This is a genomic window from Aeromonas sp. FDAARGOS 1416, from assembly GCF_019048085.1.
Classification (GTDB): Bacteria; Pseudomonadota; Gammaproteobacteria; order Enterobacterales; family Aeromonadaceae; genus Aeromonas; species Aeromonas veronii.
Window position 1 is genome coordinate 3,055,316 of sequence record NZ_CP077301.1, and the last position, 18,935, is coordinate 3,074,250.

Sequence of the window (18,935 nt, forward strand, 5' to 3'; positions counted from 1 at the left end):
AAGGAAGGCCATCACATGAAAATTGTTACCACCTCCAATCTGGGTCTTGCCATATTGCTCGGCTGTACGCTGGGCATGGGGGTCGTTGGCTGGTATGGCAGCCAGCGGCTAGCCAATCTGCTCTCCTATGTCCTGGGCGCCGCCTGGCAGACCGCCGACGGTGCCATGGAGGGCTCCATAGAGCTGGGCAACCAACAGCTACAGATTCAGAAGATGCAAAACGGCACCCCGCTCAATCGCGCCGAACTCGATGCAGCCAAGGCGGCGACCGATGACGCACTGGCCCGGGTCAGCCAAGGGCAGCTCATTGATGGTGCAGCCCTTGCCACCATGGAACAGCACAAGCAGGACTATCAACAGCAACAAGAGAAGCTGCTGGCGCTCTATCACGCCTATACCGAGGTGGATCAGACCCTGCATCACAACGCCGACCTGATGGCCCGCCTCTCGACCCAGCTGGAGGTGATTGGCGATGGCGCGGTCGAGGCGCTGACCCAATCCCCCGACCAGACCATCAGCTGGAACAGCGGCCTCTCCACTCGCTGGGAAGCGGCCGATGGGGGGATGGAGTCCAACATAGGCTTTTTGCGCCAGCTCTATGCGCTGGAAAAGATGCGCAGACAAGGAGTCACAGAGGCGATCAAGGCCGAGTTAAAAGAGGCGACCGATTTCTACCACGAAGCGGTCGACAGCATGCTCGGCACCGGGCTGTTCGAGATCGAGGGAACCGGCGAATTTGCCGGCAAGACACTGTCGGCAGAGTACCGCGCCCTGTTGGCCCGGCATCAGCAACTGATGGGACAGTGGGTCGATGCGCTCGGCAGCTATCAGACCCAGCAGTCCGTCTATGAGGTCAGTGCCGATGAGCTACGACAACAGCTGGTTGCCATCGAGGAGAGCGGCGATGCTACCGTCGAGGATCAGGTGGCCCAGCTCAACGGCATCATCAGCCAGACCCGAACCCTGCTGCTGGGTGGCCTGCTGCTGAGCCTGATCATGGTCACCCTCTGCGGCTTCTGGCTGACCCGCAAGCTGGTAACCCCGCTGCTGCAAGTGGACAAGCGGATGCAGGATATTGCCGCTGGCGAGGGAGACCTCAACGCCCGCATCAACCTGCAACGTGATGATGAGATAGGCTCGCTGGCCAACAGCGTGGATCGTTTCATCGAGAAACTGCAGAAGATGATCAGCTCCACCATGGACAACAACCAGCACATCAGCGAGCACGTTCACACCTCGGTCAACCGGGTGGAGGCAATCAGCCAAAGCAGCCGCCAGACCGCCGAACATGCGCTGGCCCTGCACCACGACAGTGAACAGATGGTGCAAGTCGCCACCGGTATCTCGGACAACTGCAGCATGGCGGCCCACAATGCCAACGAGGTGCGCCAGCTGACCACCGAGAGCAGCCAGTATGTCGCCTCCGCCAGCGCGGGCATGCAACGGGTGGTACAGGAGGTGAGCGAGTGTGCCATCGCCATCAACTCCCTCAAGGAGCAGGCGGGTCAGATTGGCCAGATCATCTCCACCATCAGTGGCATCTCGGAGCAGACCAACCTGCTTGCCCTCAATGCGGCCATCGAAGCGGCCCGCGCGGGGGAGATGGGGCGTGGCTTTGCGGTGGTTGCGGACGAGGTGCGCACCCTGGCCAATCGCACCGCGACATCAAGCGCCGAGATCAGCCAGGTGATCAGCAGCATCCAGCAGCAGACCGAGACCGCCTATCTGATGATGCAACGCAACCTCAAAACGGTGGAGTCCGGCATGCAGGACTCCGAGAATACCAAGCAGATCCTGTTCAAGGTGGAAGGCGCCATCGACCAGCTGGCCGACATGGTGCAGCAGGTCGCCGTAGCCACAGGTCAACTGTCACACACCCTGAGCCACTCCTCTGACAAGGTCTCCGGCATCAGTCTGCAAGCCAGAACCGGCGAACAGGAGGCACAGGAGTGTCTGCAACTCGCCTCCTCGCTCCATCAGGCCAGCCTGCTGCAGCAGCGCCTGCTCTCCCAGTTCAGAGTCTGAGCCCCTCCAATAGCAAAGATGCCACTCATGTGAGTGGCATCTTTTTGTTACCGGCCGCTCATTCCTGCCGCCTTAACTTCCTCAACGTCCTATGGCCAGTTGAACAGCCAAGCTCAACATGATGATGCCTACCAGCAGATCGATCCCCTGCTGCACCCGGCCGCGGGCCAACCAGGGCGCCAGCGCTGCGGCCCCCAGCGCCAGCGAGTAGAACCACACCAACGAGGCCAGCATGGCCCCCGCAGCAAAGGCCGGACGCAGGGACTCGCTCACCTGACTGCCAAGGGAGCCGAGCAGCATCAAAGTATCGAGATAGACGTGAGGATTGAGCAGCGTAACTCCCAGCGTCATCGCCAGCACGCTTTTGGCCCCCATCTGCTGAGCTGAATCGGCAAGCCCCTCCCCTTTACCACGCCAGGCACTGAGCAGGGAACGGCCACCAAACCAGCCGAGAAACAGCACGCCTCCCCAGGTGAGCAGCGCCATGCCGAGGGGGCTGGCGGCCAGCAGATTGGCTCCGCCAAATACGCCGATAGCAATCAGGGTGAGATCGCAGAAACTGCAGAGCGTGGCCGTCAGCAGATGGTGATTGCGATGGATGCCCCGACTCAGCACAAAGGCATTCTGGGCGCCGATGGGGATGATCATGGCCAGACCAATGGTGAAGCCCTGTAGTGTTGTTGCGAGCATTATGGAGAGTACCGTTCGAAATGGTGAATGAGCGGCACTATAGCGATGGAGGTTCCTTCTTAGAAATTCATTGATTTACTGATTGATTCATTTTGCTAATCACCTGGAGTCACCAAAAGCCCCATCCGAAACCAATGGTCAATAGCAGGATCTGACAATTGAGTCCCCCTGCTTCTGCCCCGAGAATCAACAGGTTCTATTGCATCAGTTTAGGGAAGTTGGTGACAACAACCTGTTCAAGATTCGGCAGCAAAATGCCACTGCTAATCCCCTTGGCAATGGCTTGATAGCGATTCATTGATCCGGTTTTGCGAGTGACCTGATTGAGGTGGTAATTCACCGTACGCTCGGTGATCCCCAAAATGCAGGCGATCTCCCCCGATGTTTTCCCCTCACTGGCCCAGAACAGGCATTCGGTCTCACGATCCGTCAGCGCGGCTTGTTGATCCGAATCCCTCAGGCGCACAACCCTGATCGCAGCCTCGAAGATGTAATTGGCCATCCAGGAGAGGATTGGCGAGGACTCCAGCAACAGATCGCTAGAAGCCCGCTCGGACGTGATAAAGGAGAGGATTCCGTTCTCCCCGGCTGCGCCGTGCAGAGGGAAGGAGATGCCATTGCGCAATCCGAACTCGGCGGCCAGTCCCATCACGTCCATGCTTCCCTCTTGCAGAAAGCGAGCCCGCTCATCGAGGCGGTTCCAGTAAATGGGCAGCGTCTGCTTGCGTGCCAACTGAATCACAGGGTCGCACGCCAGCATGTTGTTATCGGTATAGGTCTGTACCCAGGAGATAGGGCACTGATTAAACAGTACCACTTTGGGTCTTTGCATCGACATCGGAATGATCAGGGTAAAGCCGTAATAGTCATAACCCATATCGACCGTAAAGCGACCGATCAATCCGGCAAGACGGTCACCATCCGTCACCGAAGTGAAATGTTCCAGATACTCAAACAGTTGCTCTTGTTTCATATGCTAGCCCCCCTGGCCAAGCTTCTGATTATAACGGCGAACAGGCAGAGAGAGAGTTCATAATGTTGGTTTTCAAAGGAAAATTGAGAGATCACCCACGAAACGCCGTAGAGAACGAACTCTATCAATTTCGAAATCGCGTCTTTTCCGACCGGCTAGGCTGGGACGTCGAGTCTTACCACGGTTTGGAACGCGACCGCTTTGACACGCCAGACACCCATTGGGTACTGGTCGAAGATGAACAAGGAGTCTGCGCCTGTATCCGTCTGCTCAGTTGCGCCAGCGCCTATATGTTGCCCAGCATTTTTCCCACCGCCCTTGCCGGTGAAAACGCGCCCCGCACTCCCGAGATCTGGGAACTCACCCGTCTGGCTATCGATGCGACCCGCGCTCCGTGCATGACCAATGGTGTCAGCGAGCTGACCTGCGTGCTCCTTCGGGAAGCCTATGCGTTTGCTACAGCCAACGGCATCAAAGAGTTTGTTGGTGTAGCCAGCCTGCCCGCAGAACGCATTTTCCGCCGTCTCGGAATCCCTATGGCTCGTCTGGGCCACCGCCAAGCGGTAGATCTCGGTGCAGTGAAAGGTGTCGGCCTGCGCTTTTATCTGGATGAGCGATTTGCCCTGGCGGTCTCGCAGCCACTTATCGGACACTATCAAACTGCCACCTATCGCTCCCATGAGTTAGCGGCCCAGATATAAAAAATCCCGGGAAAACAGGCCCGGGATAAACGTATCGCTGTATCGCTATGACCCCGCAGGGCTGCCCCCTGCGGTCTCTAGCAGTATGCCTTCCTTACAAGACAGACCACCACTGTCAGATATCACAGCGCAACGCCCCTTCCACCGCCCATTGTTGTCCCCTGCCGAGTGACGTAGAGTCAGCCCTTGGGCAACGGAAGGGGGAGAAGATGAAAGAGCTGGATTACAAACTGCTGCGGGCGCTGGATGCGGTACTGCAGGAACAAAACTTCGATCGGGCGGCCAAGTCGCTCCATATCACCCAGTCGGCCATCTCCCAGCGGATCAAGCAGTTGGAGCAACAGTTTGCCGAGCCGCTGCTCATTCGCAGCCAGCCGCTGCAGGCCACGCCACTCGGCGAGAAACTGCTGGCCCACTATCGGCAGGTACATCAGCTCGAGCTCGAGCTGGCGGGGGAGCTGACTCCCGATGAGCCGCAGGGGCCAATCCGGATCAGCATCGCCGTCAACGCCGACAGCCTAGCCACCTGGTTTTTTCCCGCCATTGCCCCCTTGTTGAAACAGCACCCCATCGAACTCAACCTGCTGGTGGATGACGAGAGCCGCACCCTCGACAAGGTCCGCGAGGGTCAGGCCTTTGGCGCAGTCAGCCTGCATCCCCAACCACTGGCGGGTTGCTGCGTCGATGAGCTCGGTGAGATGAACTATCAGCTTACCGCCAGCCCCGCCTTTGTTGCCCGCCACTTCCCTCGCGGCCTGACCCGTGAGGCGCTGGCCAAGGCACCGGCGGTGGCGTTCGATCAACGCGATGACATGCATGTGAGCTTTATGAGAGAACGCTTCGGGCTGGAGCCTGGCGGTTATCCCTGCCATACGGTCCACTCGTCGGAGGCCTTCGTCGCCATGGCAGAACAGGGGCTGGCCTATTGTCTCATCCCCGAATTGCAAATAAGAGGCCAGCTGGCTGGCGGGTCACTACTCAACCTCAGTCCCGACCACGTCCTGACGGAACGCCTCTACTGGCACCGCTGGGTACTGGAAAAAGGGGTTCACAAGCAGCTCTCCCAACGGCTTATCGACCATGCCAGATCGCAGTTGAAACCACGCTGAGCAGGCCATTCACCTTGGCTTTGCAGGGCTAAAAACGTATAGTGCTGGGCGATCCTTCATCAGGTCTCCACCCAGGTTTTCACTTCAGGTTCCTCACTTATGTTCCAAGACAATCCGCTGCTGGCCCAGCTCAAGCAACAAATCCGCGAAAACATCCCGAAGAAAGAGGGTGTGATCCGCGCCTCGGACCGGGGCTTCGGCTTTCTGGAAGTCGATGAGAAGACCAGCTATTTCGTGCCGCCTCCCTACATGAAGAAGGTGATGCACGGTGACCGGGTGACCGCCCTGATCCGCACCGAAAAAGAGAAGGAAGTGGCCGAGCCGGATACCCTGCTGGAGCAGTCCGTCACCCGCTTCGTGGCCCGGGTCAAGATGTTCCGCGACCGCCTCAACGTGGTGGCCGACCATCCGCTGATCAAGGATGCCATCAAGGCCCGCGTCAAGAAGGGTCTGGATGAGAAAGAGTTCAAGGAAGGTGACTGGGTGGTGGCGACCCTCAAGCGCCATGCGCTGGTCGACGGCAACTTCTCTGCCGAGATCACCCAGAAGATTGCAGCCCAGGAAGATCACAACGTGCCCTGGTGGGTGGTGCTGGCCCGCCACAATCTGGCCCAGGTCGAGCCGGCTGATCTGCCGGAGTGGAAGGTCATCGAAGAGGAAGAGCTGCCCCGTCGTGACCTGACCAAGGTGCCCTTCTTCACCATCGACGGTGCCAAGACCAAGGATATGGACGATGCGCTGGCCATCACCAAGCTGGACAACGGCTGGGAGCTGCTGGTCGCCATCGCCGACCCGACCGCCTATGTGGCCGAAGGGAGCGAGCTGGACAAAGAGGCCGCCCAGCGCGCCTTTACCGTCTACATGCCGGGCCGCAACGTGCCGATGATCCCGCGCACCCTCTCCGACGAGCTCTGCTCCCTGAAAGAGGGCGAGGAGCGCAACACTCTGTGCGCTCGTCTGCTGATCGCCGAAGATGGTCTGCTACTGGAGGAGACCGAGTTCTTCGCCGCCCGCATCTGCTCCCACGCCCGTCTCAACTATGACGACGTCTCCGACTGGGCCGAGCATGGCAAAGAGCTGGCTATCGACGCAGGCGTACTGGCCCAGCTGCCGCTGATGAAGGCGATGACCGAAGCACGCATCGCGTGGCGCACCGAGCATGCCCTGGTGTTCCCGGATCGTCCCGACTACGACTTCGAGCTGGGCGAGAATGGCGAAGTGCTGGCTATCCACGTCGAACCGCGCCGCATCGCCAACCGCATGGTGGAAGAGTCGATGATCGCCGCCAACATCTGCGCCGGTCGCGTGCTGGGCAAGAGCGTCGGTTACGGCATCTTCAACGTTCACACCGGCTTTGACGAAGAGTCCCTCGACGGCGCCATCGACCTGCTGAAGAGTGCCGAAGCCCCGTTCGAGCGCGATGAGATCGCCAGCCTCTCCGGCTTCTGCGCCCTGCGCCGCTGGATCGACAACCTCGACACCCGCTGGCTGGACGGCAAGATCCGCCGCTTCCAGAGCTATGCGCTGATGTCCTCCGAACCGGGCGCCCACTACGGTCTGGGTCTGGATGCCTACGCCACCTGGACCTCCCCAATCCGTAAATACGGCGACATGGTCAACCATCGTCTGCTCAAAGCGGTCATCGCCGGCAAGACCCCGGGTGAGCGCCCGAGTCAGGAGCTCACCGAGCATCTGACCGCCTGCCGCCGCCTGCACCGCATGGTGGAGCGTGACATCGGCGACTGGCTCTATGTTCGCTACCTGAAAGCCGCGGCTGGCACCGATCAGGTGTTCAATGCCGAAATCATCGACGTGATGCGTGCCGGTCTCAAGCTGCGTCTGCAGGAGAACGGCGCCGTGGTCTTCCTGCCTGCCCGCCATATTCTCGACAACAAGGATCGACTGGAGTGCAACTGGGACAACGGCCGCGTCTATCTGGACAAGACCGAAGTAGTCTACGAGCTCGGCCAGATCATCGAGGTGAAGCTGACCGAAGCGGTGGAAGAGACCCGTTCCCTTATCGCCAAGCCGGCTGTGGATCTGGTGCCGGGCCCGGCACCGGAAGCCCCGGCGACCGAGAGTGCGCCAGCCGATAGCAGTGAAACACCCGCTGAGGCTGCCCCCAAGGCAGAATAAGCCGCGCAGAATCATCTGATCTGCCCGAGAGCCCGCCATCGTGCGGGCTCTTTTTTACCCGGCATCCCGCCCTACAAGCTGCCATATATACCGTTATGGCACACAGTTCTAGCCACTATTGGCAGAGAACGCAGTGAATGTCTCCACCAGAATGGCTTAATGCAACCATTATGTGCGCCACCTCTCCTTTCTGACATATTAATCAAGGAGAAATATGTCTATACTCGCTTGGGTACAATCCAAGGGATATTGGTATGCAGGAATGGGACCCGGAACACTTCACCAACTTCGCTCAGTTATGCGAAGTGAGCCTCGCCACCATCCGTGAAAAGACCGATGCCGAACGCCTCTACCTCTGGCTGAAAGCCCCCGAACCGCAGCTCTACAGTTTTCAGCTCGATCACGGGCTGACCACGCTTGATCTCGCCCATCTCGGTCAACTGACCCTGCCCCACCACCTGATTGACAAGGCGATGGAGAAGGGACAACTGGTGATCGAGCAGCTCCAGCCACCGCCGGATCCCGGCGAAAATGTTGAGCCCGCCCAGCCGCAGTTACGCGCCTGTTTCCCTCTAAAGCGTCACATGAAACTGGAAGGGGTCATCTATCTGGAGACCCGCCGCCGCATCGACCGCCTCTCCTCCCACCAGCGTCAGGGCATCCAGCTCCTTATCCACTATCTGACTGCCGAGCTCAGCAATCACCTGCTCTCCAGCCAGGTCAATCAGGAGCGGGACCAGCGGCTCCATACCCAGACCGATCTGGTACAGAGTCAGGCACTGCAAGGATCCTTCCTCACCATGTTGCAGGCGCTGCACATGGTCAGCGTCACCCTCTCCCGCAGTCGCAGCGAGAACGATCTGCTGCGGGATGCCGTGCTGCTGGCCCGCAAGGAGCTGCAATTCGATCGGGTCGCCATCTTCCTGATCGAACCCGATGGCAAGACCATGCGCGGCACCTGGGGCACCAGCGAAGAGGGCGAGCTGATGGATGAACACAACTTCATCAGCCCCATTCCGGATCACCCCACGGTGCAAGAGGCGCTCAGACGCAAGGATTACGTGCTGGTGATGGAGGATACCCCTCTCTACTACGAGAAGCAGCAGGTGGGCCGTGGCTGGAACGCCATGGTATCGCTGTGGGATGGCACCACCCCCATCGGCTGGATCGCCGCCGACAACCTGCTCTGGCACCGTCCGCTTAAAGCCTATCAGAGCGAGATCTTCAAACAGTACGCCGCCATCCTGTCACAACTGCTGATCCGCCAGCGCACCCAGGAGCAGCTGGAAACCCTCAACCGCCAGCTGGAGGCCCGGGTCGCCGAGCGCACCATGCAACTGGCCGAGACCAACCGGGCGCTGGAGGAGGCCAATCACCGCCTCTCCCTTCTGTCGCTGGAAGATCCCCTCACCGGCATCGCCAACCGGCGCCAGTGGGACATCACCATGCAGCGGGAGTGGGAGTGGGCACGGCGCACCCAGAACCTGCTGGCGGTATTGATGATCGACGTCGACGAGTTCAAGGCCTACAACGACCACTTCGGCCATGCCAAGGGGGATCTCTGCCTGCAACAGGTGGCCCATGTGCTGCGGGATGCAGAGCGGCGCTGCACCAATCTGGTCGCCCGTTACGGCGGGGAAGAGTTCGTCATTCTGCTCTGCGCCCCCCAACCCGGTGAGGCCGAACAGCTGGCCGGACGGATCCACGATGGTCTTGCCCGCTTGAAAATGCCCCATCCCGCCTCGCGGGTTGCTGATTTCATTACGGTTAGCATAGGCTTTAGCTATCTGGTTCCCTCCCAGGACGGAGCATGGCAGACCCTGACCGAACAGGCTGACCAGGCGCTCTACCACGCCAAGTCACAAGGGAGGGCCCGCACTCTGGCCTATCGGTGATCCCATGCTGTTGCGTCGCTACCCTATCTTCAATCGTCGCTTGGCTCTGGTGGCCTACGGAATCGACTATCAGCTCAGCTCACCGGCCGAATGGCCCGCACTGGCCCAACATAGCCGCCTGCTGGCGCAGGGGCGTCAATATCTGGTTCCCTTCACCCACGAACAGCTCGATGAACAACGTCCCCTGCTGCTGGATCAGGACGCGATCCCGCTGGTTGAAGCCTCCAGCGAACGCCAGCCCAACTCGTTCCCGGTGCTGGAGCAGTGGCGCGACAGCCGGCGCAGACTGGCGGTGCATGGCGCCAACCGGGATCCACGCTGGCTCGGCGCCAGCCGCCTGCTGGTGTACTGGATGGGAGAAGAGGGTATCTGCCAGCCCACCGAGCACAAGCGGATGGCGCTCAACGTCGAGGCATGGCAGGACTTTCTCCCCTTGCGGGAGGCGGGGGTCGACTTCTTTGCCGGCGGCTTTCTCGCCCGTCCGGAGCTGGTCAATCAGCGGGCCAACCAGCCCGACATGGCGCTGGTGCAGCAGATCCTCCAGCTCATCTGCCACGAAGAGTTCTCCTTCGCCCAGGTAGCCCGCCTGCTGGAGCAGGATGCCTGGCTGCCCGGCCTGCTGCTCACCTACGTCAACGCCCCCGGCTTCGATCATGCCGCCCCCATCACCTCGGTACCCCGCGCCCTCTCCTATCTGGGGGAGCAGGAGATCCGCAAGTTCGTGCTGATCAACGGTCTGGCCCGGGTGAGCCAGCACATGCCGGAGGCCTGCACCCGCATGGCCATCGCCCGCGGCCGCTTCTGCGAGTTGATTGCCCTCACCGCCCTCGGTAAAGCAGAGGCCAGCTGGGCCTTTCTGGTGGGACTGGTGCTCGATGGTTCCCTGCTGTCGGAGCCGCTGATGGCTCACCTGCCCAAGAGCGTGCAGCGCGCCATCGAACTGCACGAAGGGCCACTCTTTCATCTGTTTCAGCTGGTCAGCACCTATGAACAGGGCAACTGGGCCCTGCTGGAACAGCTTGCCCCCAAATATCAACTCGCTCCGGCCCAGCTCACCCCCGTCTATTTTCAGTCACAAATGTGGGGGCAAGCGTTTCTCACCAGCTAGGTGATGGCGAGGCGGGGAGCCACTGGCTAGAATGGGCTCCCTTTTTTCAGAGACTGACCCGCACCATGACCCTTTCCGGATTCCAAGGCCTGGTCTTTGACCTTGATGGCACCCTGGTCGACTCAATGCCGCTGCACCTCGCCGCCTGGGAACATACCGCCCGCGAGTTTGGCTTTCACTTCGACGCCGACTGGTTCTATGAGCTGGGTGGCATGCCGAGCCGCAAGATAGCCCTGCTGGTGGCACAGGAGCAGCAGATCCCCCTTGATCCGCTCGAAGTCACCCGCTGCAAGACCGCCCACTATGTGGCCAACCTGCACAAGGCGACCGTCTTTCCCGCCATGCAGGCGCTGGTCGAGCGCTATCATGGCGTCATCCCGATGGGGATCGGCACCGGCTCGCCCCGCGTCAACGCCGAAGCGGTGCTGCGCAACACCGGGCTGGATCGCTACTTCTCAGTGGTGGTCACCGCAGACGATGTGGAGCTGCACAAGCCCAATCCGGACACCTTCCTGCTGGTCGCCAGCAAGCTGGGGGTCGAGCCATCAGGCTGTCTGGTGTTTGAAGATACCGGTATCGGGGTACAGGCCGGAGAAGCAGCGGGTATGCAGACCTGCATGGTCAAAGAGGGTCAACCAGTCGGCATAACGGCGTAGTGCGGAAAAAAATATCGCCCTGCAAGGGGCGATAACCGGAACCGGCTCTCATACGGGACATGAATGAAAATGAGAGCAGGTTCCGTCAGCCGCTGACGCAGGGCGCATCAACGGGGAGTGCGGGGCAGACGATTACTCGTTGTTGCCGCCGCCCTGATTGTCGTCATAACGACCCGGCGCACCGTGGGAGCGCGGCGCCATGGAGACACGTGGCTTGCGAGCACGCTGGATATTCACCTGCGGGCGGCCGGTGTGCATGGCGATGGTGGAGATCTTGGCCTTGTAGACCAGCTGCTGGTTACCATGAGCATCGGTCAGCAGCACGCTGTACTGGTCGAACCCGCTGATGGTGCCTTCCAGCTTGATGCCGCTCACCAGAAAAATAGCGACCTGACTGCGGTTCTTGCGCAACCAGTTGAGGGCAGAATCTTGCCCGTTCCCGAGGGAGAAGGCTTGCTCAATCGTGGAGTAGCTGGGGGATTCAGTTGTCATAAATTATTGTCCCGCGGAAAAAAAAGTGGCGTTTGATTGTGCTAAATGGGCACTAGCTTGTCAAAGTCATTCTCACTCCCGCCAGCAATAGCGCCCTCCGGGGGCTGGTCGCTGACCAGCACAACTGCGATAATCGCCAGCTCTGGCTCTACCACGGGCCTTATCTGGGGTTTTATCTTGCATCCGGTTTCACACCAACACCACACCACCTATGTCCATGATGCCACTGCCTGCGAAGAGTGTGACCTGCTGATACCGGCCACACCGCTCGAGGTGGGACAGGCCAGCTGCTGCCCCCGTTGCGGACACACCTTGAGTCGCCACCTGCCACAGCAGGAGTTGCGGCCGATCTCCTACGGGTTCGCGGCACTCATCATGTTCGTGCTCGCCAATGCCTTTACCTTTATGTCCTTCTCGGCCAAAGGGGTGGGCCAGGAGATGACCTTTTTGCAGAGCATCACCACCCTGGTGGATGAGGGCTATCTGTTTCTCGGCGCGGTACTGAGCCTGACCCTGATCGGCCTGCCGCTGGTTTATATGGGCTCCATCATGCTGGTGCTGTGGCGGGTCGATAAAGATCTGCACAGCAATGCCCTGCGCTCCCTCGGCCGTCTGCTCTGCCGGATCAAACCCTGGCTGATGGTGGATGTCTTTCTGGTGGGGGTGCTCATCTCGCTGGTCAAGCTGATGGGGATGGCCGACATCAAGATGGGGCTGTCATTCTGGGCTTTCGTCGGTTACACCGTGCTGCTCATCAAGATGATCTCCTCGCTGGATCAGATGTGGCTGTGGCAGCGGCTGTTCGGCCCGACCGAGGCGCGGGAGATCGACCCGGAAGCGGGCGCGCTGGAGTCCGGTCTGGTGGGCTGCCACATCTGTGGCGCTCTGAGCGAGGTGGATAGCCACAGCTGCTCCCGCTGCGGCGGCAAGCTGCATGCGCGCAAGCCGGGCGGCCTGAACCGTACCTGGGCGCTGCTGTTTACCTCCGCCATTCTCTACATTCCGGCCAACGTCTATCCCATCATGGATACGGTGTTTCTCGGTGATGACAGCCCCTCCACCATCCTCGGCGGTGTGGTGCTGCTCTGGGCTATGGGCTCCTACCCCATAGCGGCGGTGATCTTTTTCGCCAGCGTGGTGGTGCCGCTGGTGAAAATACTGGCGCTATTCTGGCTTTGCTATATGGTGCAGCGCGGCAATGTCACCTCCCCCCTCGGCAAGCTCAAACTCTATCGCATGACCGAATTTGTCGGACGCTGGTCGATGATCGACGTCTTCGTGGTGGCCATTCTGGCGGGCCTGATCCGGCTCGACAATCTGATGACCATCTACCCCGGCCCTGCGGCCGTCGCATTTGCAGGTGTGGTACTGATCACCATGGTCGCCGCCATGAGTTTCGACTCCCGCCTGATCTGGGATTTACAACAAGGAGAACGCGAACGTGAGTGAGCGTAAAAAAAGGTGGAAACCGGGCTCTGACTTTCTGAGCTCTGCCGCCGCAATCTGGATGGTGCCCCTGCTGGCGCTGTTCATCGGTCTCTGGATGCTGTTCCAGCACTGGTACTCCCAGGGCCCCAGTTTCACCCTGACAGTCGCCACTGCCGAGGGCATAGTCGCTGGCAAGACGGTGATCCGCTCCCGCGAAGTGGACGTCGGCCGCATCGAGGCCGTCGAGCTGAGCGATGACTATAGCCATGCGGTGCTGAAAGGACGGCTGACCAATGCTGCCTCCGGCATGCTGCGCGGTGACAGCCAGTTCTGGGTGGTCAAGCCCAGAGTGGGCCGTGAAGGGGTATCGGGTCTGAGCACCCTGCTCTCCGGCGCCTATATCGAGCTCGCCCCCGGCAAGAAAGGTCGGGCGCGGGACGAATACGCCATGCTCGACAAACCGCCGCTCGCCTCCCTCGATGCCAAGGGGCTGCGTCTCACCCTCAGCAGTCGCGACACCCGCGCGCTCGGGGAAGGCTCCCCCATCAACTATCAGGGCTTCACCATAGGTCAGGTGGAAGAGGCGAAGTTCCTGCCCGAGAAGAGCGAGATGCAGTATCAAATCTTCATCCACGCCCCCTATGACATTCTGGTGAGCAGCAACTCCCGCTTCTGGATGACCCCGGGCTTCGAGGTCTCCATGAGCAGCGAGGGGATGAAGGTGAAGATGGATTCGCTGGAGAGCCTGATCGATGGCGGCATTACCATGGGTCTGCCACCCGGCTGGGCGCCTGGCGAACCGGTCAAACAGATGGAAGGGTTCACCCTGTTCCAAGATGAGGCGAGCGTGCTGGCCGGTAGTCTGGATCAGTTCATCGACTACGTCTTCCTGTTCGATGACAACGTGGGTGGCCTGCACCCGGGCGCGGCGGTGCAGTATCGCGGCATTCGGGTCGGTACCGTCATCTCCGCCCCCTACCTCATCGAGGACAAGGGCGTGCAGATCTTCAAGAGCCGCCAGATCCCGGTGCTGGCTCGCATCGAGGTACAGCGCCTCTCCCACCGCTATGCCAAGGCGGAGAAGGATCAGTGGCGTGCCCTGTTCGGCAAGCAGTTCAAGGAGGGGTTGCGTGCCAGCCTCAAGACCTCAAGCCTGCTGACCGGCGGCAAGATCATCGACCTCAACTTCTATCCGGACGCGCCACGTTTCGAGCAGGCCAAGCTGGCCGGTTATCAGGTATTCCCCACCGTTCAGGGCGGGCTGGATCAGATCGAGCGCAAGGTGAACCTCATCCTCGACAAGTTTGTCGACATGGACATGGCAACCACCCTGACCAAGGTCAACGGGTCACTCACCACCCTGGATGGCACCCTGAAGAACATCAGTGCAGTCAGCGCCAACCTGAACAAGCTCACTGCCAAGGATTCCACCCAGCAGCTGCCCGCCTCGCTCAACGAGAGCCTCAAGCAGTTGCAGGAGACCTTGCAGGCCTATGATGCCCAGTCGCAGACCAATCAGGACCTGCGCCAGTCGGTGCAGACCCTCAATCAGTTGATGCGCGAACTGCAGCCGCTGGTGCACTCCCTCAACGAGCAGCCCAGCTCGCTGATCTTCGATCGCGCGCATCCATCGGACCCTGAGCCCAAGCGAGGCAAACAATGAAAAAAGAGATCCTGACGCTGGCCCTGCTGGGCCTGCTGGCGGGTTGCAGCAGCCAGCCAAGCCTGCACTACTATTCGCTCGATGCCGACAGCCAGCAACCCGTAACGGCCCCGGCCCAACCGCAGCACCAGCTGGTGCTGCGCCCGGTGGCGCTGGCCAGCCAGCTCGACCGGATCAGTCTGGTCTATCAGCTGGAAGGGCAAGAGCTGCACTTCACCGAGTACCATCGCTGGGCCGGTGCGCTGGACGATCAACTCAACCAGCTCACCCTCAATGGCCTCTCCACCCGCCTGCCGGGCTGGGTGGTACGGCAGGATGGCGCCCGCAAGGGGCCGGTGCTGACCATTCTGGTGGAGCGCTTTCAGGGCCGTCATGACGGCAGCGCCGTGCTGAGCGGCCGCTGGCGCCTGCTGGCGGAAGATGGCACCGTGCTGCGCGATGCCCCCTTCCGTCAGGAGCGGGTGCTGCCGGCCGATGGCTACAACGCACTGGTGAACGAGCTGGGTCAGGGCTGGCAACAGCTGCTCGACCAGATCGCCGCCGAGGTGCGCAAGCAGGGTTGAGCACATCAACCTGCGAGCATCAGATAGAAAAAACGACGCCAGCTGGCGTCGTTTTTTTATGGGCAAGAGTCGGGGGCGACTTATGCCTTGGCTGGCAGGCTCAGGCGGGCAACCGCTTCCACATGCATGGAGTGCGGGAACATATCGACCGGCTGCACTTCGTCCAGCACGAAGCCCTGTTTGACCAGCCAGGCAAGGTCGCGGGCCAGGGTCTGCGGGTTGCAGGAGACATAGACCAGACGGCGGGGCGCCATAGCGACCAGGGTCTGCAGCACCGCCTTGTCACAGCCTTTGCGGGGCGGATCCATTACCACCACGTCAGCTGTCACGCCCTGGGCGTGCAGCTCGGGCATCAGCTGCTCGGCCTTGCCAACGTGGAATTCGGTGTGCTCGATGCCGTTGAGGGCGGCGTTGCGGCGGGCATCGCTGATGGCGCTCTCCACCGACTCGATCCCGACGACCTTGGCGGCCTTGCCAGCCAGGAACAGGGAGATGGTGCCGATACCGCAATAGATGTCGAACACTGTCTCGTTACCGGTCAGCTCGGCATACTCGAGGGCGCTGGAGTAGAGCACATCGGTCTGGGTCGGGTTGTTCTGGAAGAAGGAGAGCGGCGAGATCTCGAACTCGAGTTCGTGGATCTTGTCGCGGATCACCCCTTCGCCGAGCAGCACCCGGTTGGTCGCGCCCAGAATGCGGTTGGTGCGCTCATCGTTGATGTTCTGCACCAAGGTTGTGACCGGCAGATCGCTCAGAGCTGCCAACAGTTCGGCTTCGAACGGCAGCACCTCACCCAAAGTGACCAGCACCACCATCAGTTCGCCGCTCTTGAAGCCCTTGCGGGTCATCAGGTTACGCACACAGCCGCTGTGGTTTACTTCGTCATAGGCGGCGATGTCGTGCGCGCGCATCCAGTTGCGCACCCGGGCGTTGAGCTCCACGTGCAGCGGATCCTGCACCGCACAGTCATCGGCGGTGATGAGATCGTGGGAGTGCTTGCGATAAAAACCGATCTCGGCACCGGCGTCACAGCCACGCACCGCATATTGCGCCTTGTTGCGATAGGCGAACGGGCTCTCCATGCCAAGGATATCCTTGACCGGAGTATCACCCAGCCCAGCCTGCTCCAGTGCGCTCTGCACCAGTGCCTGCTTGAGCTTGAGCTGGGCCGGATAGGCCAGCGGGCGCACCTGACAGCCACCGCACTCGGTGTTGGGGCAGAAATCGGCAACCCGATCTGCAGAAGGTTGGAGCAGCTCGGCAACCTTGCCGTGCAGATAGTTCGGCTTGACCTCGGTCAACTCCACCAGCGCCTGCTCACCGGGCAGCAGACCTTCGACAAACAGGGGGCGATCGAACAGGCGTCCTTTGCCATCTCCTTTGTCGGTCAGTTCCAGGATCTCGATCTGGTGTTGATGTCCCACTAACGGCATGAGCGGCTCCAAAAGTACTAAAAATGGGGGGTGATGAACGCGGCAGAGCCATGCCCATCGAGAAAAGGTGGCAGAGTTTAGCGGAGATCCGGCCAAATTGCAGGCATAAAAAGCCTGCTTGTTGCAATGGTCATTACTCCTGGCCATCTGCCGGGCGTGGCCACCTTTCGGGTTGCGGCAAATTTAGCCCTTGGGCCATAACGCCCAGCCTGTTAAAATTCCGCCCTTGAAATTATCCTGGGCCCCGCGCCCGTTCTAGCTAAGGTCTACCGCGATGCGTACCAGCCAATATCTGCTTTCCACTCTCAAGGAAACCCCCTCCGACGCTGAAGTTGTCAGCCACCAGCTGATGCTGCGCGCCGGGATGATCCGTAAACTGGCCTCCGGCATGTATGCCTGGTTGCCAACCGGTCTGCGGGTACTGAAGAAAATCGAGAACATTGTTCGCGAAGAGATGAACAATGCTGGTGCCGTCGAAGTCTCCATGCCGGTGGTACAACCCGCCGAGCTGTGGCAGGAGTCCGGCCGCTGGGATGACTACGGTCCCGAGCTGTGCCGTCTGACCGACCGTCACAACCGTCCCTTCGTGCTGGGCCCGACCCACGAAGAGGTGATCACTGCGCTGGTACGTTACGAAGTGAACAGCTACAAGCAGCTGCCGCTCAACCTCTACCAGATCCAGACCAAGTTCCGCGACGAAGTGCGCCCCCGTTTCGGCGTGATGCGCGGCCGCGAATTCCTGATGAAGGATGCCTACTCCTTCCACATCGACAAAGAGTCTCTGGTCGATACCTACGAGAAGATGCACGCCGCCTACTGCAAGGCGTTCACCCGCATGGGTCTGAACTTCCGTCCGGTGCAGGCCGATACCGGCTCCATCGGTGGTACCGGTTCCCACGAATTCCAGGTACTGGCCGAGAGCGGTGAAGACTTGATCGCCTTCTCCGACAGCTCCGATTACGCCGCCAACATCGAGATGGCCGAAGCGCTGGCGCCGGCTGGTGAGCGCGCTGCCGCCACCGCAGCCCTGACCAAGGTTGCCACCCCGAACGTTCACACCATCGACGAAGTAGCCGCTTTCCTGAACGTTGCACCGACCGCCATCGCCAAGACCCTGCTGGTACTGGCAGAGGAAGATGAGCACGGCAAGCAGGCCGTTATTGCGCTGGTACTGCGTGGCGACCACGAGCTGAACGAAATCAAGGCTGAGAAACTGGCTGGCGTGGCTAACCCGCTGACCTTCGCCAACGACGAGCAGATCAAAGCTGCCGCCGGTTGCGACGCAGGTTCCATCGGCCCGGTCGGCTTTGCCGGTCGCATCATCGTCGATCGCAGCGCTGCCCATCTGGCGGACTTCGTCTGCGGCGCCAACGAAACCGGCTTCCACCTGACCGGTGCCAACTGGGATCGCGACATCACTTCTTACGAAGTTGCCGACCTGCGCAACGTGGTGGAAGGCGACCCGAGCCCGTGCGGCCAGGGCAAGCTGCTGCTCAAGCGCGGCATCGAAGTGGGCCACATCTTCCAGCTGGGTACCAAGTACTCCGAAGCGATGAAGGCGAGCGTGCTGAACGAAGCTGGCAAGTCCGTCACCATGGAGATGGGTTGCTACGGTATCGGGGTTTCCCGTCTGGTGGCTGCCGCCATCGAGCAGAACAACGACCAGTACGGCATCATCTGGCCGGACGCCATCGCCCCGTTCGAAGTGGCCATCGTGCCGATGAACATGCACAAATCCGAGCGCGTGGCCGAGCAGGCACAACAGTTCTACGCCGAGCTGAAAACAGCCGGTGTGGACGTGCTGTTCGACGACCGTAAAGAGCGCCCGGGCGTGATGTTTGCCGACATGGAGCTGCTGGGCATCCCGCACGCCATCGTCATCGGCGATCGCGGTCTGGACAACGGCGTGGTGGAGTACAAGTGCCGCCGCACCGGCGAGAAGCAGGAAGTGGCCATCAGCGACATCATCGCCATGCTCAAGGCCAAGCTGGGCCGTTAATTCCGCCCTCTTCCCGATATAAAAAAGCGCGCCATTTGGCGCGCTTTTTGTTTCTGTGTGCTGA

15 protein-coding genes are annotated in these 18,935 nt (G+C 60.5%); 11 read left to right on the forward strand and 4 right to left on the reverse strand.

Going from position 1 to position 18,935, the window contains the following annotated elements:
• Positions 1 to 15 precede the first annotated feature (15 nt).
• Entirely contained in the window at positions 16 to 2,025 is a 2,010-nt protein-coding gene (locus I6L46_RS13670; RefSeq protein WP_216975960.1) for a methyl-accepting chemotaxis protein, read from the forward strand.
• An 81-nt stretch (positions 2,026 to 2,106) separates the two neighbouring features.
• Here the strand turns inward: I6L46_RS13670 and lysE are convergent, their stop codons facing one another.
• Both lysE and I6L46_RS13680 read right to left on the reverse strand, forming a co-directional pair.
• Positions 2,107 to 2,715: an L-lysine exporter gene (lysE, locus tag I6L46_RS13675; RefSeq protein WP_021231753.1), complete on the reverse strand. Its 609-nt coding sequence runs from the start codon at positions 2,713 to 2,715 to the stop codon at positions 2,107 to 2,109.
• A 196-nt stretch (positions 2,716 to 2,911) separates the two neighbouring features.
• Positions 2,912 to 3,688 carry a LuxR family transcriptional regulator gene (locus tag I6L46_RS13680; RefSeq protein ID WP_021231752.1) on the reverse strand — a complete coding sequence of 259 codons (777 nt, stop codon included), beginning with the start codon at positions 3,686 to 3,688 and terminating at the stop codon, positions 2,912 to 2,914.
• 62 nt (positions 3,689 to 3,750) lie between these two features.
• Between I6L46_RS13680 and I6L46_RS13685 the strand changes: the two genes are divergently transcribed.
• The 6 genes from I6L46_RS13685 to I6L46_RS13710 all read left to right on the forward strand — a co-directional run bounded on the left by I6L46_RS13685 (position 3,751) and on the right by I6L46_RS13710 (position 11,293).
• Entirely contained in the window at positions 3,751 to 4,389 is a 639-nt protein-coding gene (locus tag I6L46_RS13685) for an acyl-homoserine-lactone synthase (RefSeq protein ID WP_021231751.1), read from the forward strand.
• A gap of 209 nt (positions 4,390 to 4,598) precedes the next feature.
• Positions 4,599 to 5,498 (forward strand): LysR family transcriptional regulator ArgP, encoded by a 900-nt coding sequence (locus I6L46_RS13690; RefSeq protein WP_216975962.1) that lies wholly within the window; start codon positions 4,599 to 4,601, stop codon positions 5,496 to 5,498.
• A gap of 99 nt (positions 5,499 to 5,597) precedes the next feature.
• Positions 5,598 to 7,634, forward strand: a complete 2,037-nt coding sequence (locus tag I6L46_RS13695; protein WP_216975965.1) for an exoribonuclease II — start codon at positions 5,598 to 5,600, stop codon at positions 7,632 to 7,634.
• 254 nt (positions 7,635 to 7,888) lie between these two features.
• Positions 7,889 to 9,529, forward strand: coding sequence for a sensor domain-containing diguanylate cyclase (locus tag I6L46_RS13700; RefSeq protein WP_106844101.1), 1,641 nt, complete (start codon positions 7,889 to 7,891; stop codon positions 9,527 to 9,529).
• Positions 9,530 to 9,533: 4 nt separating this feature from the next.
• On the forward strand, positions 9,534 to 10,637 hold the full coding sequence (locus I6L46_RS13705) for an EAL and HDOD domain-containing protein (protein ID WP_216975967.1): 1,104 nt from the start codon (positions 9,534 to 9,536) through the stop codon (positions 10,635 to 10,637).
• 65 nt (positions 10,638 to 10,702) lie between these two features.
• The gene (locus I6L46_RS13710) at positions 10,703 to 11,293 is read left to right on the forward strand and encodes an HAD family phosphatase (protein WP_005335771.1); all 591 of its coding nucleotides are present in this window, start codon (positions 10,703 to 10,705) and stop codon (positions 11,291 to 11,293) included.
• Positions 11,294 to 11,425: 132 nt separating this feature from the next.
• Here the strand turns inward: I6L46_RS13710 and hfq are convergent, their stop codons facing one another.
• A complete protein-coding gene (gene hfq, locus I6L46_RS13715; RefSeq protein ID WP_216975969.1) occupies positions 11,426 to 11,785 on the reverse strand; it encodes an RNA chaperone Hfq in 360 nt (119 codons plus the stop codon).
• Between the two features lie 177 nt (positions 11,786 to 11,962).
• Here hfq and I6L46_RS13720 point away from each other — a divergent pair, with 177 nt between their 5' ends.
• From I6L46_RS13720 to I6L46_RS13730, 3 genes are read left to right on the forward strand one after another with little or no spacing between them, the layout of a single operon-like run.
• Entirely contained in the window at positions 11,963 to 13,234 is a 1,272-nt protein-coding gene (locus I6L46_RS13720; protein WP_216975971.1) for a paraquat-inducible protein A, read from the forward strand.
• Entirely contained in the window at positions 13,227 to 14,876 is a 1,650-nt protein-coding gene (pqiB, locus tag I6L46_RS13725) for an intermembrane transport protein PqiB (protein WP_005335774.1), read from the forward strand. Before I6L46_RS13720 ends, pqiB begins: the two co-directional genes overlap by 8 nt.
• Complete coding sequence (locus tag I6L46_RS13730; RefSeq protein WP_075116002.1) at positions 14,873 to 15,439, forward strand: membrane integrity-associated transporter subunit PqiC; 567 nt, start codon at positions 14,873 to 14,875, stop codon at positions 15,437 to 15,439. Before pqiB ends, I6L46_RS13730 begins: the two co-directional genes overlap by 4 nt.
• A gap of 80 nt (positions 15,440 to 15,519) precedes the next feature.
• Here I6L46_RS13730 and rlmD read toward each other — a convergent pair whose 3' ends face one another.
• Positions 15,520 to 16,872, reverse strand: a complete 1,353-nt coding sequence (rlmD, locus tag I6L46_RS13735; RefSeq protein WP_204385043.1) for a 23S rRNA (uracil(1939)-C(5))-methyltransferase RlmD — start codon at positions 16,870 to 16,872, stop codon at positions 15,520 to 15,522.
• Between the two features lie 274 nt (positions 16,873 to 17,146).
• Here rlmD and I6L46_RS13740 point away from each other — a divergent pair, with 274 nt between their 5' ends.
• Positions 17,147 to 18,871, forward strand: coding sequence for a proline--tRNA ligase (locus I6L46_RS13740; protein WP_216975974.1), 1,725 nt, complete (start codon positions 17,147 to 17,149; stop codon positions 18,869 to 18,871).
• Positions 18,872 to 18,935 lie beyond the last annotated feature (64 nt).